This window comes from Glycomyces terrestris (genome assembly GCF_003933745.1).
Lineage (GTDB): Bacteria > Actinomycetota > Actinomycetes > Mycobacteriales > Micromonosporaceae > Glycomyces > Glycomyces terrestris.
Genome location: NZ_RSEB01000003.1, coordinates 681283 through 700896 on the forward strand (window position 1 = coordinate 681283; position 19614 = coordinate 700896).

The 19614-nt window shown below is 72.2% G+C and carries 15 protein-coding genes and 1 tRNA gene; 10 read left to right on the forward strand and 6 right to left on the reverse strand.

The window, feature by feature from the left end:
• Window positions 1-4 precede the first annotated feature (4 nt).
• Entirely contained in the window at window positions 5-2017 is a 2013-nt protein-coding gene (locus EIW28_RS13110) for a hypothetical protein (protein ID WP_125248134.1), read from the reverse strand.
• Between the two features lie 213 nt (window positions 2018-2230).
• Here EIW28_RS13110 and EIW28_RS13115 point away from each other — a divergent pair, with 213 nt between their 5' ends.
• From EIW28_RS13115 to EIW28_RS13130, 3 genes are all read left to right on the forward strand, one after another.
• A complete protein-coding gene (locus EIW28_RS13115; protein WP_125248135.1) occupies window positions 2231-3139 on the forward strand; it encodes a hypothetical protein in 909 nt (302 codons plus the stop codon).
• 659 nt (window positions 3140-3798) lie between these two features.
• Window positions 3799-4770, forward strand: coding sequence for a serine hydrolase (locus EIW28_RS13125; protein WP_125248136.1), 972 nt, complete (start codon window positions 3799-3801; stop codon window positions 4768-4770).
• Between the two features lie 84 nt (window positions 4771-4854).
• Window positions 4855-6213 (forward strand): FAD-binding oxidoreductase, encoded by a 1359-nt coding sequence (locus tag EIW28_RS13130; RefSeq protein WP_125248137.1) that lies wholly within the window; start codon window positions 4855-4857, stop codon window positions 6211-6213.
• A 372-nt stretch (window positions 6214-6585) separates the two neighbouring features.
• Here EIW28_RS13130 and EIW28_RS13135 read toward each other — a convergent pair whose 3' ends face one another.
• Entirely contained in the window at window positions 6586-7440 is an 855-nt protein-coding gene (locus EIW28_RS13135) for an aminotransferase class IV (RefSeq protein WP_158630395.1), read from the reverse strand.
• 63 nt (window positions 7441-7503) lie between these two features.
• Between EIW28_RS13135 and EIW28_RS13140 the strand changes: the two genes are divergently transcribed.
• The 6 genes from EIW28_RS13140 (at window position 7504) to EIW28_RS13165 (ending at window position 11765) form a co-directional block, all read left to right on the forward strand.
• Window positions 7504-7944 carry a Fur family transcriptional regulator gene (locus tag EIW28_RS13140; protein WP_125248139.1) on the forward strand — a complete coding sequence of 147 codons (441 nt, stop codon included), beginning with the start codon at window positions 7504-7506 and terminating at the stop codon, window positions 7942-7944.
• Complete coding sequence (ygfZ, locus tag EIW28_RS13145) at window positions 7941-9017, forward strand: CAF17-like 4Fe-4S cluster assembly/insertion protein YgfZ (protein WP_125248140.1); 1077 nt, start codon at window positions 7941-7943, stop codon at window positions 9015-9017. Before EIW28_RS13140 ends, ygfZ begins: the two co-directional genes overlap by 4 nt.
• A 21-nt stretch (window positions 9018-9038) precedes the next feature.
• Window positions 9039-10019, forward strand: coding sequence for an asparaginase (locus EIW28_RS13150; RefSeq protein ID WP_125248141.1), 981 nt, complete (start codon window positions 9039-9041; stop codon window positions 10017-10019).
• Between the two features lie 84 nt (window positions 10020-10103).
• A tRNA-Leu gene (locus EIW28_RS13155) sits at window positions 10104-10186 on the forward strand.
• Between the two features lie 144 nt (window positions 10187-10330).
• Complete coding sequence (locus tag EIW28_RS13160; RefSeq protein WP_125248142.1) at window positions 10331-10927, forward strand: bacterial proteasome activator family protein; 597 nt, start codon at window positions 10331-10333, stop codon at window positions 10925-10927.
• 109 nt (window positions 10928-11036) lie between these two features.
• Complete coding sequence (locus EIW28_RS13165) at window positions 11037-11765, forward strand: lysophospholipid acyltransferase family protein (protein ID WP_232013958.1); 729 nt, start codon at window positions 11037-11039, stop codon at window positions 11763-11765.
• A gap of 10 nt (window positions 11766-11775) precedes the next feature.
• Here EIW28_RS13165 and EIW28_RS13170 read toward each other — a convergent pair whose 3' ends face one another.
• The 4 genes from EIW28_RS13170 to EIW28_RS13185 form a co-directional block, all read right to left on the reverse strand.
• On the reverse strand, window positions 11776-12744 hold the full coding sequence (locus EIW28_RS13170; protein WP_125248143.1) for a peptidylprolyl isomerase: 969 nt from the start codon (window positions 12742-12744) through the stop codon (window positions 11776-11778).
• Window positions 12687-14048 (reverse strand): MFS transporter, encoded by a 1362-nt coding sequence (locus EIW28_RS13175; protein WP_125248144.1) that lies wholly within the window; start codon window positions 14046-14048, stop codon window positions 12687-12689. Before EIW28_RS13175 ends, EIW28_RS13170 begins: the two co-directional genes overlap by 58 nt.
• Window positions 14049-14131: 83 nt before the next feature.
• Window positions 14132-15202 carry an inositol-3-phosphate synthase gene (locus EIW28_RS13180; RefSeq protein WP_125248145.1) on the reverse strand — a complete coding sequence of 357 codons (1071 nt, stop codon included), beginning with the start codon at window positions 15200-15202 and terminating at the stop codon, window positions 14132-14134.
• A complete protein-coding gene (locus EIW28_RS13185; protein ID WP_125248146.1) occupies window positions 15195-15908 on the reverse strand; it encodes a PadR family transcriptional regulator in 714 nt (237 codons plus the stop codon). Before EIW28_RS13185 ends, EIW28_RS13180 begins: the two co-directional genes overlap by 8 nt.
• Window positions 15909-16242: 334 nt before the next feature.
• Between EIW28_RS13185 and EIW28_RS13190 the strand changes: the two genes are divergently transcribed.
• Window positions 16243-19602 carry a transglycosylase domain-containing protein gene (locus EIW28_RS13190; protein ID WP_125248147.1) on the forward strand — a complete coding sequence of 1120 codons (3360 nt, stop codon included), beginning with the start codon at window positions 16243-16245 and terminating at the stop codon, window positions 19600-19602.
• Window positions 19603-19614: the final 12 nt, after the last annotated feature.

Consider the following 19614-nt stretch of genomic DNA (forward strand, 5'->3'; position numbering starts at 1 on the left):
GCCCTTACGGGTTGAGGTCGTAGACGATCGCGTCATCGGTGCGCTCGACCTCGACGCCGAACGGCTCGGCCTCGGTGTCCAGGCCCGCCCAGTCGCTGCCGGGGAGCCAGCCGGGGACGACCACGACGGTCTCGACACCCGCCTCGCGCAGGCCCGCGATCGCGTCCTCGCTCGGGAACGACTTCGACAGGTCCCGCAGCTCGGAGGTGCCGGCCGGGGTGAACGCGGCGCTGCCGTTGACCATCTCCGGGAAGCCGTCCACGGTCCAGAACTGGACGCGCGTGTCGCGCCCGTCCGAGGGCAGGAACATCACCGGACCGTCCAGTGAGGACACGTCGAGCGGGGCCGGGTCGGGCGCGTGCAGCTCGGGGACCATCAGGCCCTCCCAGAGCACGAACACCAGCGGCGCGAACAGGAGCGCGTGCACGCGGCGCGGCGCCTTCTCCTCGAATCGCTTGTCCACGCGGGACTCGTGCGCGACGGCGTCCGCGTCGTCGGCCAGGCGGGTGAGCGTGCCCGCGGCCAGGACCGCCAGCAGCAGCGAGATGTAGAGGACCATGCGGCCGGTGGTGCGCACCGCGTCGAAGCCCGGCGCGTACTCGTACAGCAGCCCCCACGCCCAGCGGCCGTCGTCGAGGAAGTTGGGGCCCATGGCGAGCGCGGTGAACACGGCGATGCCGAGCGCGATCCAGGCCCGCTGCCAGCGCGACCAGGAGGACCAGATGAGGCCGGCGACGGCGAGCGCGAGGACGGTGAAGCCGACCAGGAGCGTCTGCTCGGGCGGCCACGTCAGTTCGGCGCGGGCGGCCTCGTGCGCCGCGCCCCACAGGCGCGACTCCTCGGGCGCGATGATGAAGCTCTGCCAGCTGGGGCTGAAGAACTGCACGTAGTCCCAGCTGCGCACCGTCTCCGGGTACGCCTGCGCGACCGAGGCGTGGCGGTCGGCGATCCACAGGACGCCGAGGCTGAACACGGTGCCGCCGGCGCCGTCGGCGGCGACGGTGCGCCAGGTGAGCGCGGGCCGCTTCACGAGCCAGGTGAGGCCGACGACGACGGCGATCGCGAGCATGAGGTACACGAACGTGAGGCCGAGCGCGACGCCGATCGAGAACTGCCACAGGGCGACCAGCCAGCCCGCGAGGATCCAGCCGGGGCGCTGGCGCTCGGGTCTGAAGCCGCCGCGCAGGGACCAGCCGTGGCCGCGGGCGAGCATCGCCAGGGAGAGGGCGATGGCGCCGGAGGAGAGGACGTTCAGGTGCCCGAGGTGGGCGAGTTTCCAAGGGGCGTAGGCGAAGGCGGCGGCGCCGACGGCGGAGCCGGCGACGCGGGCGCCGAGCTGGCGCAGCAGGGCGTAGCCGCCGAGGAAGGCGAGGGCGAAGGTGGCGATGAAGAGGACGTTGTAGACGGCGAGGTTGCTGGGGCCGTCGACGGCGAGGAGGGCGGCGGGGGCGTAGCCGAAGAGGGTGTCGGTGAACAGGAACGAGTCGGGGTTGGGCCAGAAGCTGTTGGTGGTCCAGATGCCCTGCGGGTCGCCGCGCAGCGACTCGCCGAGCCAGGCGAGCGTGTACGCCTGGAGGAGCGGGTCGCCGAGGTCGTGGGGGATGGCAGTGGTGAGGTTCTTGGCGAGGGGCCAGGTCATGGCGACGGCGAGGAGGGCGCTGAACAGCGCGGCGAGGGTCCACTCGGAGCGGGCGGCGCGGGCGGCCAGGCGGCCGGCGCGGCGCAACCGGCCGGGCGGGGCCGCCGCGGGGGCGGGGGTCGCTCCGGCGGCGAAGCGCCGCCAGCGCTCGTGGTCCTCGGGGGCGTCCTCGTCCTCGGCGGCGGCGTCGGGGCCGGTCTGCTGCTTCCCGGGTTCGGTCGGCGGCCGTTCGGGATCGGTGCCGGACGGCGCCTCGTGTGCGGGGTCGGCGTCCGGCCCGGGCCGAGTGCCGGTCCCGGCCGTGGTCGGCGCGGCGGCCTGGGGCTCGCGCCCGTCGCCGTCGTCGGGCTCGGTGGAGTCGCGCTCGGTGATCGCCATGGGGTTCCCGCGGTCTCGGCTCGGTGCTGTCTCAGGGCACATCCTACGGACGGTCGCGTTCCGGTGGTCGAGCGCATGAGGACCGTGCGCGAATCGGATGGGGGCCGGGCCGTCACCTTTCGGCCGCCGGTTCGTTGAACGGGGTTGAGACCTGATTCCCGCGGTGGATCGGGTCGGTACCCACGACGGAATCGCGGTTGGAGAGACGCAGGCATGGGAAGACACACCACGAAGCTCGGTCAGCAGTCCCGGGCTCAGACGCGTCCCCCACTGCCGTACCCGGTGAACGACGGCCGGGTGGCCCCGGCGATCCAGGAGGCCATGGACCGGCGCGCGCAGCGCCGGCGCTCGCGCCTGGCGGCGCTCTCGGCAGCGGCGGTGCTGGCGGCGGGCGGGGCGGCCGGGATGAGCATGGCCACGGCCGAGGAGCCCGAGGCGGGCACCGGCAGCGAGATCGTCTTCAGCGGCGACTGCGGCACGCTCGGCCTGCTGTCGGCCTCCTCGATCCCCGACGCCTCGGAGCTGACGGTCGAGGAGGGCTCCCAGGTGCGGTACACGAACCGCTTGGGCGCCAACGCGGAACTGCACGTGGGCGACGAGGTCTACGACATCTCCGACGGCTCGACCCAGGTGTTCGAGATGAACCGGTCGGCCGAGGTCGCGATGGTCCCGCAGTGCCACGGCCTGTTCGCCGAGTACGACTCGGCCCAGGTGCACGTGGTCGAGGCGCAGGCCGACGATCAGCCGGGCGAGCACGAGTCCGGCTCCGGGCCCGACGAGCACGAGCTGCCCGCGCCCGACGGGGACGAGGGCGGCGACACGAGCGCCGACGGCGCGCCCGCCGGCGACGACGCCGCGGCCCAGCAGGGCCCGGACGCGGAGGCGCCCGCCGAGGACGAGGCCGAGGCGCCCGTCGAGGACGACGTGAACGCGTTCGGCGAGCCCGGCCTCGACGACGGCGCGGGCTTCGACCCGGCCGCGGAGGAGGATGTCGTGGCGGTCGACCCGAAGGCCGTCGCCGACGGCGCGAACGGCCTCCTGGCCCTGGTCGCGATCATCTGCCTGGTCGGCGTGGCCGCCGCCGTGACGCGCACCCTCCTCAAGCAGCGGGCGACGGCATGACGGCCGCCGTCCTCCAGGCCCCGGCGCCGCAGTCGGCCGCCGCGGCAGGTCCCGCGCACGCCCCGTCCCGGCAGCTCCACGGCGCGCAGGCGCCGGCGTGGGTGCCGAGCGGGCGGGTGCGGAACCGCCGCGAACGGCAGCGGGCGGCCCGGTGTTTCACCGGCCCCGATCCGGTCCGCCGCCCGCGGCGGCCGGAGCCGTCGAAGGCGAGTCCTGCGACGGCGCTGCTCCCAGGGCAGTCGAGGCGCGGCACGGTGGAGTCTCCGTGAGGCACTGCGGCCCGGGCACTCGTTGATGGTCATTTCCTCCCCAGGTCCCACTCCGAACGCCCGGACCAGTGCCTCACGGCCCGCCTGAGACACATCCGAACAGCGCGATCCGCACGCAGCGCCCGCTCCCGCAGCGGGCGCTTCGTCATGCCCCGTCCCGTTCCCGCGGGGCGGGCGTGACGAGGGACGCTGGCCGGGGCGCGAGTTGCGAGGGACGATTGAAGGCCCGGCGCCGGGGGACCGGAGTCCGCGCGGGCGCGCACGCACCGATGCGCAACCGTTACGGAACTCTCGAATGACCCTGCTTGTGGTCGCTTCGGCGGCTGCTTTAGCGTGGGCCGCAGCAATTCATCCACACCCCCCGCGTCTCGAAGAGTCAGGTTCCCAGCAGTGACCTCCAAACACGCCGCCTCGCGGCGGCTCTGGCCCTACCTCGCCGTCCCCGGCCTCGCCGTGGTCGTGGCGGCCGTGATCTTCATCGTGGGCTCCGGCCGGGACGACGGCGGCTCCGGCGGGTCCTCCGACGAGAGCCTCCCCGGCTCCCAGGCCGACGACCTGTCGAGCTCCTCCCTCCAGCCCTCGGAGGAGGAGCTGCGCGAGGCCGCGCAGGCCCAGCTCCAGACCGCGCTCGACGAGGCCGTCGCCGCGTACCTGGAAGCAGAGGACGACGAGAACTTCTACGCGGCGGTCGCCGTGGACGACGGCGAGTTCCAGCTCGACTACGACGGCGAGACCCAGTACGACACCGCCTCGGTGGTGAAGGTCGAGATCCTCGCGATGATGCTCGAGGAGTACGGGACCCTCGACCAGGTCCCCGGCTGGCTCCTCGACAGCGCCGACAAGATGATCCGCGAATCGGACAACGACGCGACGAACGACGTCCTCTACGGCGGCACCTGGGACGACGGGCACGACGCGATCCGCCAGGCGCACATCGACTTCGGGCTGGCGAACACCAACCCGAACGAGACCGAGCAGTGGGGCAAGACCCAGACGACCGCGGTCGACCAGCTGCGGGTGCTCGAGATCGCGCTGTTCGAGGACGCGGGCGTCCTCGACGCCGAGCAGACCGAGTACGCGCGCTCGCTCATGGGCGACCTCGCCGGCTTCCAGGAGTGGGGCGTGTCCGCGGCCGCCGCCGACGGCGAGACCGTGTGGATGAAGAACGGCTGGGACACGCGCGACGCCATGGGCGGCGAGTGGGTCGTCAACTCCATCGGCGTCATCGCCGGCGACACCGACGCCCCCATCGAGATCGCGATCCTCACCGGCGGCTCGGCCTCCCACGAGGAGGGCGTCGAACGCGTCGAGGCGCTCGCCGAGATCGTGCGCGGCATCGTCGACACCGACCCGTACGCCTAGACCCGCCCCCGCACCCCGCACTTCCTATAGGATCCGCGCTGCTCCGCGGGGCGGGGGCGCGGACCGGTGAGCGACAATCGGGGCATGAGCGAACTGATCTCCGCCCTCCTGGCGGCGGGCCTGGAGCCCGCGACCGACCCGGACGTCCTGGCCGCGCACTCGGTGGACCACGCCGGGCTGGTGCCGGCCGGGCGGGCGGCCGCGCTGGTGCGGGCCCGCTCGACCGCGGAGGTCAGCGCCGCCGTCGCGGTCTGCGCGGAGCTCGCCGTCCCCGTCGTCCCGCAGGGGGCCCGCACGGGCCTCGCGGGCGCGGCCACGGCCGTCGACGGGGCGCTCCTGCTCGACGTCTCCGGCATGGACCGGATCCTCGAGGTCGACCCGGTCGACCGGCTCGCGGTGGTGCAGCCCGGCGTCCTGAACGCCGCGATCTCCCAGGCCGCCAAGGAGTCCGGGCTGCGGTACAGCCCCGACCCCGGGTCGTGGCAGATCTCCACGATCGGCGGGAACATCGCCACCGCCGCCGGCGGCATGTGCTGCGTCAAGTACGGCACCACGCCCGAGTACGTGCTCGGCCTCGAAGTGGTGCTCGCCTCCGGCGAGGTCATGCGGTGCGGGCGCCGCACCGCGAAGGGCGTCGCCGGGTACGACCTGGTGCGGCTCTTCTGCGGCTCCGAGGGGACGCTCGGCATCATCACCGAGGCCACCGTGAAGCTCTCGCCGGTCCCCGCGCAGCGGCTCACGCTCGCCGCGGTCTTCGCCACGACCGCCGACGCCGGGCGCGCCGTCACCGCGATCATGGCCGCCGGGAAGCAGCCGAGCCTGCTCGAACTCATCGACAACGTCCACCTCCGGGCCCTGGAAGCCCTGCGGCCCATGGGACTCCCGACCGAGGCGGCCGCGCTCCTGCTCGTCGCCGCCGACACCGACCCCGAGGCCGAGCTCATCGCGATCGAGGCGCTGTGCGCCGGGGCCGGGGCGACCGAGGTGTACCGGGCGACCGACGCCGAGGAGGCCGACGCGCTCCTCGAATCGCGCCGGAACGCCTACCACGCCATGGAGAAGCTCGGGACCGTCCTCGTCGACGACGTCGCGGTCCCGCGCGCCCGCCTGGCCGAGGCGCTCGACGGCGTGCAGGCCGCCGCCGCGCGGCACGGCGTCGCCATCGGCGTCATCGCGCACGCCGGGGACGGGAACCTGCACCCGAACATCATCGTGCACCCCGAGGACCCCGCGTCCCTGGCGGCGGGCCGGGCCGCGTTCGACGAGATCCTGGAGATGGCACTCGCCATGGGCGGCACCATCACCGGTGAGCACGGGGTCGGAATGCTCAAGCGCGACTGGCTCGCCAGAGAGGTCGACCCGGTGAATCTGGCGGTGCAGCGGCGGCTGAAAGCGGCGCTCGACCCGCTCGGCATCCTCAATCCGGGGAAGGTCCTCGCCTGAATGGGGGGCGGCGTCTGCGCTGGCGGGACGGGCCGGGGGCCCATTGGGACGCGCACTGCGGCCGCGCACAGCGATTGCGGCCGATACGGTTTCGTGTCTTTCCCGTTACTCGTTAATGGGGCCGCAGCGCTTGCCCATTCGCTGCGGCCCCGATAAAGTGGAGGAGCTCCACTTTTCATTGGCACCGGTAGGGCTGTGCCCGATTGCCCTTACCGGCTTTGTGCCCCCGGATTGTTCCGTGCCTCCCGGAAGACTGCCCATGTCCGTCCGTTCGGCTTGTCGGCGTGACCGGAACACTCATTACTATGAGGACCGTCTCTGAGCGGAGCCTGTGGCGAGCCTGGGAAGAACCTGGGAAACGATGCCCAACCGTTACGAAGGCACCTCGAATCCGGCGAGTTTGTCCAGCTCAGCCGTGATGTCCGGGCGCTGAGCGACCGACTCCCCGTCGATCTGAGTGATGAAGGCCACACCTCGCACGGACGAGCTGAGCCACGCCGCCTCCGCGTTCTTCAAGTCCCCCACCGCGATCAGCTTCTCCGCGGTCTTCAGGCCCGCCTTCGGGGCCTGCTCCAGCAGGTACGCGCTCGTCGTCCCCGGGAGGATGCCGGCCGAGGTCGGCGTCGTGCAGATCGTGTCGCCCTCCAGCCACAGCAGCGAGGACGTCGGCCCCTCCAGGGCGAAGCCGTCGGCCGAGACCCACAGGGCGTCGTCGGCGCCCTGCGCCTTCGCCCAGCGGGTGACCGCCATCATCGACGCGTACGACAGCGCCTTGACCCCGCCTAGAAGCCACGGGGCGTCGCCCCGCGCATCGGCATTCACCCCCAGGGTCGCCGTGGCGATCCGCAGCCCGTCGCGGCGCGGCAGGATGCGCTCGCGCGGAACGGGGTCGACCGTGGCGTAGACCGTCGGCGGGCCGCCGGCCTCGCGGCCGCGGGTGGCGACCAGGCGCAGCGCGCCCTCGCCCTCGGCCCGCTCGCGCCACGCGACCAGCGCCTGCTCGGCCAGCTCGGCCAGCTCGGCCTTCGGCGGCAGCTCGAACTCCATCCGGCGCGCCGAGTTCGCCATGCGGTCGAGGTGCTCGGAGAGCAGGAACGCGGCCCCGCCGCGGACGTTGATCGTCTCGAAGACGCCGTCGCCCCGGAGGACCCCGAGGTCGTCGGCGCACAGGAGCGGCGCGTCGGAGTCGACGACGCCGCGGTGCAGTACTGCGGTTACTAGTGCCATGCGCTCATTGTGCTCCCCGCGGCGGCGCGATCCGACGAGCGCCCGGCGCAGTACCATGCAGTCATGCCCACCGAAGCCGAGGCCGAGACCGAACTGGCGGCGGTGCTGCGCTCCAGGGGCCTGCGCATGACCGCGCAGCGGCAGCTGGTCCTGGAGGCGGTCCGCGCGCTCGGGCACGCGACCCCCGAGCGCATCCACGAGCGCATCCGCGGCCAGGTCGAAGGCGTGAACATCACCACCGTCTACCGCACCCTCGACCTCCTCGAAGAGCTCCAGCTCGTCTCCCACACCCACCTCTCCCACGGCGCCCCCACCTACCACCTGTCCGGCGACCGCGGCCACGCCCACCTGGTGTGCCACCGCTGCGGCCGGATCACCGAAGTCGACCCCTCCCTGTTCGCCAACGCCCGCAAGGAGGTCGCCGACGCCACCGGATTCGTCATGGACGTCGGCCACGTCGCCCTGTTCGGCACCTGCTCGGAATGCCTGGAGAAGCACGCATGACCACGATCGCACCGTCCCCGCTCCTGCACGCCCCCGGCGCCGTCGCCACCGCCGACGGCCGCACCGCCTGGCACTACGGCGGGCCGCTCAAGGAGCAGAAGGCCGCGTTCGAGTCCGGGGCCCTGTTCGACCGGTCCGACCGCGACGTCATCTCGGTCACCGGCGAGGCCCGCCTCACCTGGCTGCACTCGCTCTCCACCCAGCACCTGACGAGCCTGAAGCCGCACGAGGGCACCGAGACGCTCATCCTCTCCCCGACCGGGCGCGTCGAGCACCACGCGAACGTCTACGACGACGGCGCCACCACCTGGCTCGACACCGAGCCCGGCCGCGGCGAGGCGCTGCTGAAGTACCTGGAGCTCATGAAGTTCCGCACCGAGGTCGAGATCAAGGACGAGACCGCCGAGTGGGCCCTGGTCACCACCACCGGCCTCGTCGCCGCCGAGGACGAGTCCGACCACCCGCTCGCCCGCGCGCCCGAGCGCCAGCCGGTGCCCGTCGCCAAGTTCGCGTCCAAGGACCTCCTCGCCGTGCCCACCGCCGTCCACCCCGGCGCCCCCGAGGACGCCGGCTGGAGCCGCCGCACCGACGCCCTCCGGCCCGGCACCTACGACCGGCTGCTCCCGCGCGCCGACCTCGGCCGCCACCTCGAAGGCCCGCACCGGATCGCCCTCGCCGGCACCTGGGCGTGGGACGCCCTCCGGATCGCCGCCGGCCTGCCCCGCTTCGGGATCGACACCGACGAGAAGACCGTGCCGCACGAGGTCGCGCACTGGCTCGCCGCCGCCGTCCACCTCGACAAGGGCTGCTACCGCGGCCAGGAGACCGTCGCGAAGGTGCACCACTTGGGACAGTCGCCGCGGCGCCTCGTCATGCTCCACCTCGACGGCACCGACGAGCACCCGCCCGCGCACGGCACCCCGGTCTCCTTGGACGGCAAGGAGGTCGGCCACATCGGCTCGGCCGTGCAGCACTACGAGCTGGGCCAGATCGCGCTCGCCGTGGTCAAGCGCTCGGCCGTCGCCGACCCGGACGTGCGCCTCATCACGGGCGATCAGGCCGCGAGCCTCTAGCCGCCCGGCTAGCCTCGCAGTATGAGTGCTTCGTACCGCGGCGGCGAACCCGTCGCACAAGTCGTCAGGTCCGGATTCGCAGAGAGCTTCCACCGGGGCAGCGTCGCCGTGACCGACCCCGCGGGGAACCTCGTCGCCTCGATCGGCGACACCGGCTCGCCGGTGTTCCCCCGCTCCTCCAACAAGCCGATGCAGGCGCTCGCGATGCTCCGCGCCGGCTGGGAGCCCGGCTCCGAGGCCGACCTCGCCATCGCCGCCGCCAGCCACCGCGGCGAACCGTTCCACCTCGAACGGGTCCGGTCCGTCCTCGCCGGCGCCGGCCTCGGCGAGGAGCACCTCCAGTGCCCGCCCGACCTGCCCGGCAACCCGGACGCCCGCAACGCGGTCGTCGCCCTCGACGGCCCCGAGCCCAAGCGCGTGTACATGAACTGCTCCGGCAAGCACTCCGGGATGCTCGCCGCGTGCGCCGCCGCCGGCTGGGACCTCGCCGCCTACCGCGACCCCGAGCACCCGCTCCAGGAGCTCGTCACCGCCACGGTCGAGGAGCTCACCGGGGACGCCGTCGAGCACGTGGGCGTCGACGGCTGCGGCGCGCCCGTCCTCGCCGTCTCGCTCCACGGCATCGCCCGCGCCTTCGCCCGCTTCGTCGAAGCGCCCGAAGGGACCCCGGAGCGGCGCGTCGCCGACGCCATGCGCGCCCACCCGCACCTGATCGACGGCACCAACGGGCCCGACAACCGGTCCATGACCGCCGTCCCCGGCCTGCTCGCCAAGGGCGGCGCCGAGGGCTTCCACGTCGTGGCCGTCCCCGGCGTCGGCGCGGCCGCCGTCAAGATCGACGACGGCGCCGGGCGCGCCTCCATGCCCGTCGCGCTCCGGGCCCTCGCCACCATGGCCGGCTGGGAGGTACCGCTCGCGGCCAAGCCCGAGATCGACGCGCTCACCTGGCCCGAGGTCCTCGGCGGCGGCGAACCCGTCGGCCGGGTCCGCACCCTCCTGTAGTGGCGCCGGCCTCAACGCGGCCAATACCCCGTTGAGGCCCGGTCGCGCCGCAGGGTACTATCGTCGCGTTGCAAGTCCCTACTCGCGCGAGTGGCGGAATGGCAGACGCGCTGGCTTCAGGTGCCAGTGTCCGCAAGGACGTGGGGGTTCAAGTCCCCCCTCGCGCACGATCAAGAGCCCGGAGGTTTCCACCGCCGGGCTCTTTCGCTATCCGGGGCCGGGATGGCGAGCGGGAACACCCCCGGAGGTTCCCGCGTTAGGCTCAAGCAAGGAAGCAGAACCAACGACACGACTGCGGGGTCACACCGACCATGAGCGAAGCGAACACCGAGCCTGACCGCGACGAGAACGAGGACGACCTGCTCATCGTCGACGCCGACGGGAACCCGGTCGCCACCGCCAAGGCCGCCGGCGGCGACGACGCCGAGTACGAGAGCGACCCGTCCCGCATGGTGCACGAGCCGGCCAAGGTCATGCGCGTCGGCTCGATGATCAAGCAGCTCCTCGAAGAGGTGCGCGCCGCCGAGCTCGATGAGAAGGGCCGCCAGCGCCTGCGCGACATCCACGCCCGCTCCATCGCCGAACTCGAGTCCGGGCTCGCCCCCGAGCTCCGCGACGAGCTCGAGCGCCTGTCGCTGCCGTTCGGGCAGGACGAGGTCCCCACCGAGGCCGAGCTGCGCATCGCGCAGGCCCAGCTGGTGGGCTGGCTGGAGGGGCTCTTCCACGGCATCCAGGCCGCGCTCGTCGCGCAGCAGATGGCCGCGCGGCTCCAGCTCGACCAGATGCGCGGCGGCGAGGTCAAGGCGCTGCCGGCCGGCGGGGAGCTCCCGCCGCAGCTGAGGGCCGTGATGGCCGAGCGCGCGGCCCGCGGTGACGACCGCGACCACCCGCCGGGACAGTACTTGTAGCGATACGCAATGCCATAGACTCGGCCCTGCCTTCCTGGCGGGGCCGCTGTGGTCTTCTGGGATCCGACGGCTCGCGGGTTTCGCCTTCGGCGGTTCGCGAGCCATAATTGTGCCGACCCGTCCCAAGGGTGAGACCACTGGAGAGCTGAACACGGTGCTGTACAAGACGCTGCAATGGACGGCCGCGCCGACCATCAAACTGATCTACAGGCCCTGGATCGACGGGAAAGAGAACATCCCCGAGACCGGGCCGGTGATCCTGGCGTCGAACCACCTCTCCGTGGCCGACCACTACTTCCTGGGCCTGACCACCAAGCGGCACATCGCGACCATGGCGAAGATCGAGTACTTCACCGGCGCGGGCCTCAAGGGCAAGCTCATCTCCTCCACCGTCAAGGCCCTCGGCCAGGTGGCCGTGGACCGCTCGGGCGGGCGCAAGAGCGCCGCGTCCCTGGAGCCGTCCCTGGAGGTCTTGGAGGAGGGCCGGGTGTTCGCGATCTTCCCGGAGGGCACGCGCTCGCCCGACGGGCGCCTGTACCGGGGCAAGCCCGGGGTGGCGCGGCTGGCGCTGGCGTCGGGGGCGCCGGTGGTGCCGGTCGGGCTCATCGGCACCGAGAAGGTGCTGCCGATCGGGGAGTCGCGGCCGCGCGTGGCGCCGGTGGGCGTGCGCGTGGGCAAGCCGCTCGACTTCACCCGCTACAAGGGCATGGAGAACGACCGGGTGGTGATCCGCGCGGTCACCGACGAGGTCATGGACGCGATCCGGCGCTTGACGGGCCAGGAGTACGTCGACAAGTACGCCAAGCGCAACAGCCCCGGCAAGGACAACGACGACTGACCGGTCCGCCTTAGTCGCGGCCCCGCGTGGAGACGCTCTCGGTCGGCGTCGTCGGCGTGCCCGCGCCCGTGGGGGTGGCGGTGCCGGTGGGGGTCGCGGTCGAGGACGGCAGGCCGCTCGGGGCGCCGGTCGCGGTGGGCGAGGGTTCGCCGACCGTGTCCGAGCCGCTGGGGAGGTCGGTGAGCTCGGCGACGGTGACGCCCCAGATCTCGACGGGCACGGGCGGGGGCCCGTCGGACTCGACGGTCTCGGAGAGCGCCGCGATCTGGTCGAGGACCTCGTAGCCGTCGACGATCCCGCCGATGACGCTCACGCCCGCGGTGGGGACGGCCGCGCCGCGCACGAGCGCGAACGCCGAGCCCGCGCGGCCCCTGTCGTCGGTGACGAGCGCGAGGACGTCGGCGACGTCGTTCCCGGCCATGCCGGTCTCGGCCTGGAAGCGCCAACCGGGGCCGTAGGAGTCGTCGCCGTCCTCCTGGCCGGCGCGGCCGGGGCTGCCGCAGTGCAGGATCGCGGTCGGGTCGACGGCCTGGGTGGTGAGCCGGTCGCACTCGTGGTTGGCGTAGAACCCGGTCTCCGAGAGGTACGTGAACGCGTCGACGCCGCAGGGGGCGAGGTCGCCCCAGAGCATGACGGCGATCTCGCCGTAGTTCGTCTGGATCACCGCGAGGGACCGCTCGGGCGGGGCCGCGGCCTGGAGCGGGTCGGCGCCGGCGCCGACGTCGTCGGCCTCGGTCACGTTGCAGCGCTCGGCGATCACCTCGCCGGTGTCGCCGCCTTCGCCGTCGCCGTCGCGGAAGGCGAGCCAGGCGACGCCGGCGATCGATCCGGCGGTGAGGAGCACGGCGCCGAGGCCGGCGAGGCCGCGCTTCCAGCCGCTGCCGCGCTCCCAGGGGGGCGTGCTGCGGAAGGGGCTGGAGGCTACCGGCTCGTGCTCTGTCTCGGCTGGGGTCCCGGATGCGGGGCGGCTGGGCTCCATGACTCAGCATCGTACGGGGCGGCGTCTCGCGCGAGGTAGGCGTATCCGACGCAGATCAGGGCGTAGGAGGCGGCGACGCCCGCGAGGACGCCGGGCGCGTAGCCGTCGGGCGGGACGAGGAGCGCGGCGGTGAACAGGCCCGCGAGGTAGCCGACGTTGTAGACGGTGTCGTTCAGGGAGAACACGCGGCCGCGGTAGGCGTCCTCGACGCCGCGTTGGATGCTCGTGTCGACGGTGATCTTCAGGCCCTGGGAGGCGATGTTCACCAGGAGGACGGCGACGGCGAAGCCGATCGGGACCATGGTGCCGGCGAGCGCGGCGGCGATGACGGCGCACAGGGCGATGAGGACCGTGATCCAGGTGCGCGGCCCCCAGACGCGGGTCGCGCGCGGGGTGACGACGGCGGCGGTGAGCACGCCGACGTTCCCGAGGACCGCGAGGACGAGGAGCCAGGTGATGGTGCCGGTGCGGTCCGGGTCGGCCTCGGGGTCCCAGAAGCGGCCCATGAACAGGGCGACGGCGACGATGAACACGATGCCGTACAGGAACCGGTGCAGCCCTTGGACGGCCATGGCGAGGGCGGGGCCGCGGCGGCGGCCGAGGTACTTGAAGCCGGCGATCATGCCGGCGGTGGTGGCGGCGACGCCGCGCCACAGGCCGCCCGCGGGCGTCTCGTCGTCGGTGGGGCCCAGGGCGTTCCGGGTGAAGCAGGCCCACATGACGAGGGCGGAGGCGAGGTAGCCGAGGCCGGCGGCGAAGGCGAGCATCGCGTAGGAGACGTCGGAGTCGGCGAGCTTCGCGACGCCGGTGGTGGCCAGGCCGAGCCCGTACGCGAGGGCGCCGAGGGTGGTGGCGAGGCTGTTCGCGGTCACCAGGTCCTCGGCGGGGACGACCTGCGGGTGGGTGGCGCCGAGGCCGGCGAGCACGAACCGGTTGGCGGCCAGGACGACCATGGCGCACAGGATCCACACCCAGCCGGGGCCGCCGGTGAGCGTCAGGCAGATGACGACCATGAGGGCCGCGCGCGCCAGGTTCGCGCCGCGGATGAGGTCGCGGCGGCTGAAGCGGTCGAGCACGGTGCCGACGTAGGGGCCGAGGAGCGAGTAGGGGCCGAGGAGGAGCGCGACGGCGGCGGCGTATTTGAAGGGGTCGTTCCCTTGGCCGAGCGCGGGGTTGAAGAACACCGAGAGCGCCAGCGACGCCTGGAACATGCCGTCGGCGGCCTGGGAGGTGAGGCGCACCGCCAGGAGGCGCCGGAAGCGGCGGTTGCCGGCGAGGTTGCGGACGTGCCGGTCGGTGCGCATTGTCCGAGGATATCTCCCGTGAGTGCCAAGGGGGACCCCGATGTTCAGATCGGAGCCCCCCGTCGGCGCGAACGGCGCCGGCGCTACTCGCCGGCGATGAAGGCCTCGACGGAGAGGCGGGCCTCCTCGTCGGAGAACTGCTTGGCCGGCGACTTCATGAAGTACGAGGACGCGGACTCGACCGGGCCGCCCAGGCCGCGGTCCATGGCGATCTTCGCGGCGCGCACCGCGTCGATGATGACGCCCGCCGAGTTCGGGGAGTCCCACACCTCGAGCTTGAGCTCCGCGTTCAGCGGCACGTCGCCGAAGGTGGTGCCCTCCAGGCGGATGTACGCCCACTTGCGGTCGGTCAGCCACGGCACGTGGTCCGAGGGGCCGATGTGGACGTCGGCGCCGAGCATCTCGTGCGGGATCTGCGAGGTGACCGCCTGCGTCTTGGAGATCTTCTTGGACTTCAGGCGGGTGCGCTCGAGCATGTTCATGAAGTCCATGTTGCCGCCGAAGTTCAGCTGGTACGTGCGGTCGAGTCGCACGCCCCGGTCCTCGAACAGCTTCGCCAGGACGCGGTGCACGATGGTGGCGCCGACCTGGGACTTGATGTCGTCGCCGACGATCGGGAGGCCGGCGTCGACGAACTTCTGGGCCCACTCGGGGTCGGAGGCGATGAACACCGGCAGGGCGTTCACGAAGGCGCAGCCGGCGTCGATCGCGGCCTGCGCGTAGAACTTCGCGGCCTGCTCCGAACCCACCGGCAGGTAGCACACGACCACGTCGGCCCGCGCCTCCTTGAGGGCCGCGACGACGTCGACGGGCTCCTCGGAGGACTCGGTGACCATCTCGGTGTAGTACTGGCCCAGGCCGTCGTGGGTCGGGCCGCGCAGGACGGGCACGCCGGTCGGGGGCACCTCGGCGAACTGGATGGTGTTGTTCTCCGAGGCGTTGATCGCACTGGCGAGGTCCTGGCCGACCTTCTTCGCGTCGACGTCGAACGCGGCGACGAACTCGATGTCGCGCACGTGGTAGTCGCCGAACTGGACGTGCATGAGGCCGGGGACCCGGTCCTCGGGCGCGGCGTCCCGGTAGTACTCGACGCCTTGGACCAGCGAAGAGGCGCAGTTCCCCACGCCGACAATGGCTACGCGCAGCTTACCCATCGCGCATGCCTCCTTTGCCTTGTTTATTTGGGTCTCCGGCACTCGCAGCCGGATCGGGTGTTCCCTGTTCCGGAAGGGCGCGCGGCCCCTCCGTTCCGGCGACGGGATCGCCGAAGTCCTGTGGCTTCCGGGGCCCGCGGCCCTCCTCGGAGGCGATGAGCTCGTTCAGCCACCGCACCTCGCGCTCGGCGGTCTCCAAGCCGTGGCGCTGGAGCTCGAGCCCGTAGGCGTCGAGCCGCTCGGCGGTGCGGGCCAGCGCCTCGCGGATGCGCTCGCGGCGCTCCTCCACGCGGCGGCGGCGCGCCTCCAGGATCCGCAGCCGGGTGGCCGGATCGGTGCGGGAGAAGAAGGCGAAGTGCACCCCGAACAGGGCCTCGTCGGCCGACTCGGGGCCCGCGTCGGCCATGAGCTGCGCGAAGTGCTCTTTGCCCTCGGGTGTGAGCCGGTAGACCTTCCGGGCCCTGCGGCCGCTCAGCAGGGGCTTCTCCCCGGCCGCGCGCGCGCCGGCGCCCTTCGCGTCGGCGTCCCCGGCCGGGACCTCCTCGACGATGAGGCCGCGCAGGCGCATCCGCTTGAGCGTGGGGTACAGCGAGCCGTAGCTGAAGGCCGCCCGGATGGCCCCCAGCAGGGCCAGGAGGCGTTTCCGCAGTTCATAGCCGTGCATCGGGGACTCGTGCAAGAGCCCCAGAATCGCCAGCTCCAGCACCTCGTCCCTCCTTTCACACGGCGATCTAACTGCGCGATGTATCGGCCCGATACATCAGGCTAACCATAACCGCAGGCCCAAATCACGTCAAGCCGGGAGTCCTCGCCCTGGTTACAGGCCCGCGCATCGGATAGGCTCGGGCGCACGACGCGATCTAGCAGAGTCCTCTCAGATTCGATGTGCGAAACTGCGAGACGACCGGCCACCCCACATGCCGGAAGTAGACCTTTGCGAAAGCCGGACCGCCGGGCGCGACCCCCTCGGGACGCCCGGGCGGGCTCCGGGCCGACCGGCAAGCCCCGGCTGGGGTTACACAGCACGTGGATGGTTGAGCATGAGCGACTACGGTTACCGCCCCGCCCCGCCGCCCGAAGACGGACGGCCGCAGGGCCGCGCCTCCGGGCAGGGACGCGCCTACGGGAGCGCCTCCGGCGGCGGCTCGCGCGAGCCCGATTACGGGTGGGGCGGCGGACCGCAGCAGGGCCGCCAGCAGCCGCAGCAGCAGCCGCCGCAGTCACCGCGGGGCGGCTACGGCTCGGCGCCGGGGCCCCAGCAGCGACCGCAGGGACCGGCCCGGGGCCAGTACGGCACGCCGCCCGGCGGGCAGGCCCCGGTCGGGCGCGGCTCCGCGTCCGTCGGCGGCGCCCGCCCCTCCGGCTCCGCCTCGGTGGGCGGCGCCCGGCCCGCGGGCTCGGCGTCCGTCGGCGGCTCCGGCCGCGCGTCCGTGGGCTCGGCCTCGGTCGGATCGGCCGCGGTCGGATCAGGCGCAGCCGGATCGGCCTCCCCGGGCGGCGCGGGCCGCGCCTCCGTCGGGTCCGCCTCCGTGGGCTCGGCCTCGGTCGGGAGCGCCCGGCCCATCAACCTCGACGACGCGGACGAGCGCACCGGCCGCGCCGGGGGCAGCCGCCGCGCCGGCAGGGGGCCCCTGAACAAGGACGACCTCGAGAACGGCAAGAAGAAGCGAAAACGGCTGGGCCGCAAGATGCTCGCCGCCGTCATCGCCCTGGGGATCATCTTCGTGGCGTCCGTCACGGTCGTCGCCACCTACTTCCTCCAGAACACCCCGGAGCTGCGAGACGTCTTCCGCAAGGGCGAGTCCTCGGCGTTCTACTACTCCGACGGCACCACCCAGGCCGGCGCCTACGGCGACACGCTCCGCCTCCAGATCGACCCCGGCGAAGCGCCCGAGACCGTCACCGACGCCCTGGTGGCCCTCGAGGACCGCAAGTTCTGGGAGCACGGCGGCGTCGACTACATCCGCACCATGGGCGCGCTCGTCAACAACCTCACCGGCGGCGACACGCAGGGCGCCTCGACCATCACCCAGCAGTACGCCGGCATGTACATGGACGCCCGCGACGTCATCTCCTACGACCGCAAGGCCCGCGAGGCCGCGCTCGCGATCAAGATGGAGTCCGAGTACTCCAAGACCGACATCATCACGGCGTACCTGAACATGGCGTACTTCGGCCGCGGCGCGTACGGCATCGAGGCGGCGGCGAAGAACTACTTCGACGTGCCGCTGAAGGACCTGACCTACGGCCAGGCCGCCTACATCGTCATGCAGGTGAAGTCGCCCAACGGCTACTACGACCCGTACTACACCGACGCGTACGACGAGGGGGCCGCCAAGGCCCGCTGGGAGTTCACGATGGACGCCCTGGTCGAGACCGGCCAGATGAAGCAGTCCGACCGCGACGCGTTCACGTACGAGGACATCATCGCCTCCGCCGCCACGGAGTTCAACGCCAGCGGCTCCTGGGGCGGCAACACCGACGTCGGCTTCATCATCAACGAGCAGGACGGCTACGTCTTCGACGAGCTCCTCGACCGCTACGGCATCACCAGGGAGATGCTCAAGGGCGAAGAGGAGAGCGGCAAGGACGGCGGCTACTCCATCACGCTCACCATCGACCCGGAGATCCAGGCCTCCCTGCGCAGCACCGGCTCCCGCGGCGACATCGCGGTGAAGACCAACGACGAGGGCCAGCCGATCGACGAGGACGGCAATCCGGTCACCGACGTCAACCAGGCCGAGCGCGACCTCACCGACGAGGGCTACGCCCAGTTCGTGAACGACAACGACCAGGCCGCCCTGTACGAGTACGACGAGTACATGATGACCGCGATGGTCGCGATCGACCCCGAGACCGGCGCGATCGTCGGCTACTACGGCGGCGACGACGGCTTCGGCGTCGACAAGGCCGGCGCGGAGTCCCCGCACCCGCCGTCCTCGACGTTCAAGATGGTCACCGCCGCGACCGCCCTCGAGGAGGGCGACTCGATCAACTCCTGGTTCAACGGCTCCTCGCCGCGCGAGTTCGAGTCCCTCAAGCTCGAGGACGCCTGCATCGGCGGCGGCGACTACCCGAACTGCACCCTCCGCAACGGCAGCCAGAACTCGAAGGTCGAGATGACGCTGACCGAGGCGATCCGCCAGTCGAAGAACACGCCGATGTACTCGATCTCCGAGCAGTACGGCGCCAGCACCATCCTCGACACCGCCGACCGCATGGGCCTGTCGGTCATGAACCAGGCCCGCCTGCTCCAGGACGACACGGGCAAGGACTGGAACACCTCCGTCAACTACGTGATGCACGACGACGGCACCTACACCCAGCACGGCACCGCGGTGAACCCCGAGACGGGCGAGGCGATCACCGACGCCTCCGGCAACTGGGACGTGTACGCCGGCATCCAGGTCGACGAGGACTGCAACCCGATCGTCAACACCGAGGGCTACTTCCTCTACGCCGAGACGCCCACCCCCTGTGAGATCGGCGGCAAGGGCGACACCGACCCGTTCTACAACCACATCTCGTTCGGCCAGTACCCGACGAGCGTGCGCGACATGTCCTCGATCTACGCGACCATCGCGAACGACGGCCTCTACAACGAGTCCCACTTCATCGCCGAGGTCAAGTACAAGGGCGAGGTCGTCCAGCCGATCCGCGAGCTCGAGTCCGACCAGGTCATCCAGACCACGACGGCGCAGAACCTCCAGTGGATCGGCTCGGAGATCTCCGGCGAGTCGTCCTCCGGCGAGGACCTCGGCCGCGACTACTTCGGCAAGACCGGGACCTGGGAGGCCGGCGGCAAGGACGAGGATGGGAACGACTACCCCGACTCGTACAACGCCCACGCCTGGTACGTCGGCGCGATCCCGCAGCTCTCGATCGCCGCCTGGGTCGGGAACCTCACCTCCGAGTCCGACCCGATCGCCGACATCGACGGCAACAAGGAGAACGTCTTCGGCTCCAACACCGCCTACCCGGTGTGGTTCACCGCCATGGAGCGCATCCTCGACGCCGAGGACTGGGACGAGGAGGAGTGGGAAGGCAAGGACGAGAACGCCGGCAACGTCACCTCCTGGGACATCGAGAAGGCCGGCGGCCCGCTCGAAGGCGGCGCCTTCTGCGCCGCCAAGGCCGACGACCCGCTCTGCGCCGGCCAGCAGGACGAGCAGGCCCAGGAGGACTGCGAAGCCGACGGCGGCACCTGGGACGGCGAGACCTGCCAGCCCGGCGAGGAGGACCCGGACGACACCGGCCAGCCGACGGACGAGCCGACCGGCGACGAGTCCACCGCCGAGGACGAGTGCGACACGCTCTTCCCGCCGCCGCACTGCAGCGAGGAGACCGAGACCCCCACCGAGGAGTCCTCGGAGACCGGGAACCCGGGCCAGAACGATTGAGGCCGGCGACCG

Excerpts from the sequence above, each read along its gene's own strand:
- EIW28_RS13175 (WP_125248144.1), bottom strand. The coding sequence starts at position 14,048 with ATGCGCACCGACCGGCACGTCCGCAACCTCGCCGGCAACCGCCGCTTC.
- EIW28_RS13135 (WP_158630395.1), bottom strand. The coding sequence starts at position 7,440 with ATGGCACTAGTAACCGCAGTACTGCACCGCGGCGTCGTCGACTCCGAC.
- ygfZ (WP_125248140.1), top strand. The coding sequence starts at position 7,941 with ATGACCACGATCGCACCGTCCCCGCTCCTGCACGCCCCCGGCGCCGTC.
- EIW28_RS13150 (WP_125248141.1), top strand. The coding sequence starts at position 9,039 with ATGAGTGCTTCGTACCGCGGCGGCGAACCCGTCGCACAAGTCGTCAGG.
- EIW28_RS13110 (WP_125248134.1), bottom strand. The coding sequence starts at position 2,017 with ATGGCGATCACCGAGCGCGACTCCACCGAGCCCGACGACGGCGACGGG.
- EIW28_RS13160 (WP_125248142.1), top strand. The coding sequence starts at position 10,331 with ATGAGCGAAGCGAACACCGAGCCTGACCGCGACGAGAACGAGGACGAC.
- EIW28_RS13115 (WP_125248135.1), top strand. The coding sequence starts at position 2,231 with ATGGGAAGACACACCACGAAGCTCGGTCAGCAGTCCCGGGCTCAGACG.
- EIW28_RS13140 (WP_125248139.1), top strand. The coding sequence starts at position 7,504 with ATGCCCACCGAAGCCGAGGCCGAGACCGAACTGGCGGCGGTGCTGCGC.
- EIW28_RS13170 (WP_125248143.1), bottom strand. The coding sequence starts at position 12,744 with ATGGAGCCCAGCCGCCCCGCATCCGGGACCCCAGCCGAGACAGAGCAC.
- EIW28_RS13180 (WP_125248145.1), bottom strand. The coding sequence starts at position 15,202 with ATGGGTAAGCTGCGCGTAGCCATTGTCGGCGTGGGGAACTGCGCCTCT.
- EIW28_RS13130 (WP_125248137.1), top strand. The coding sequence starts at position 4,855 with ATGAGCGAACTGATCTCCGCCCTCCTGGCGGCGGGCCTGGAGCCCGCG.
- EIW28_RS13190 (WP_125248147.1), top strand. The coding sequence starts at position 16,243 with ATGAGCGACTACGGTTACCGCCCCGCCCCGCCGCCCGAAGACGGACGG.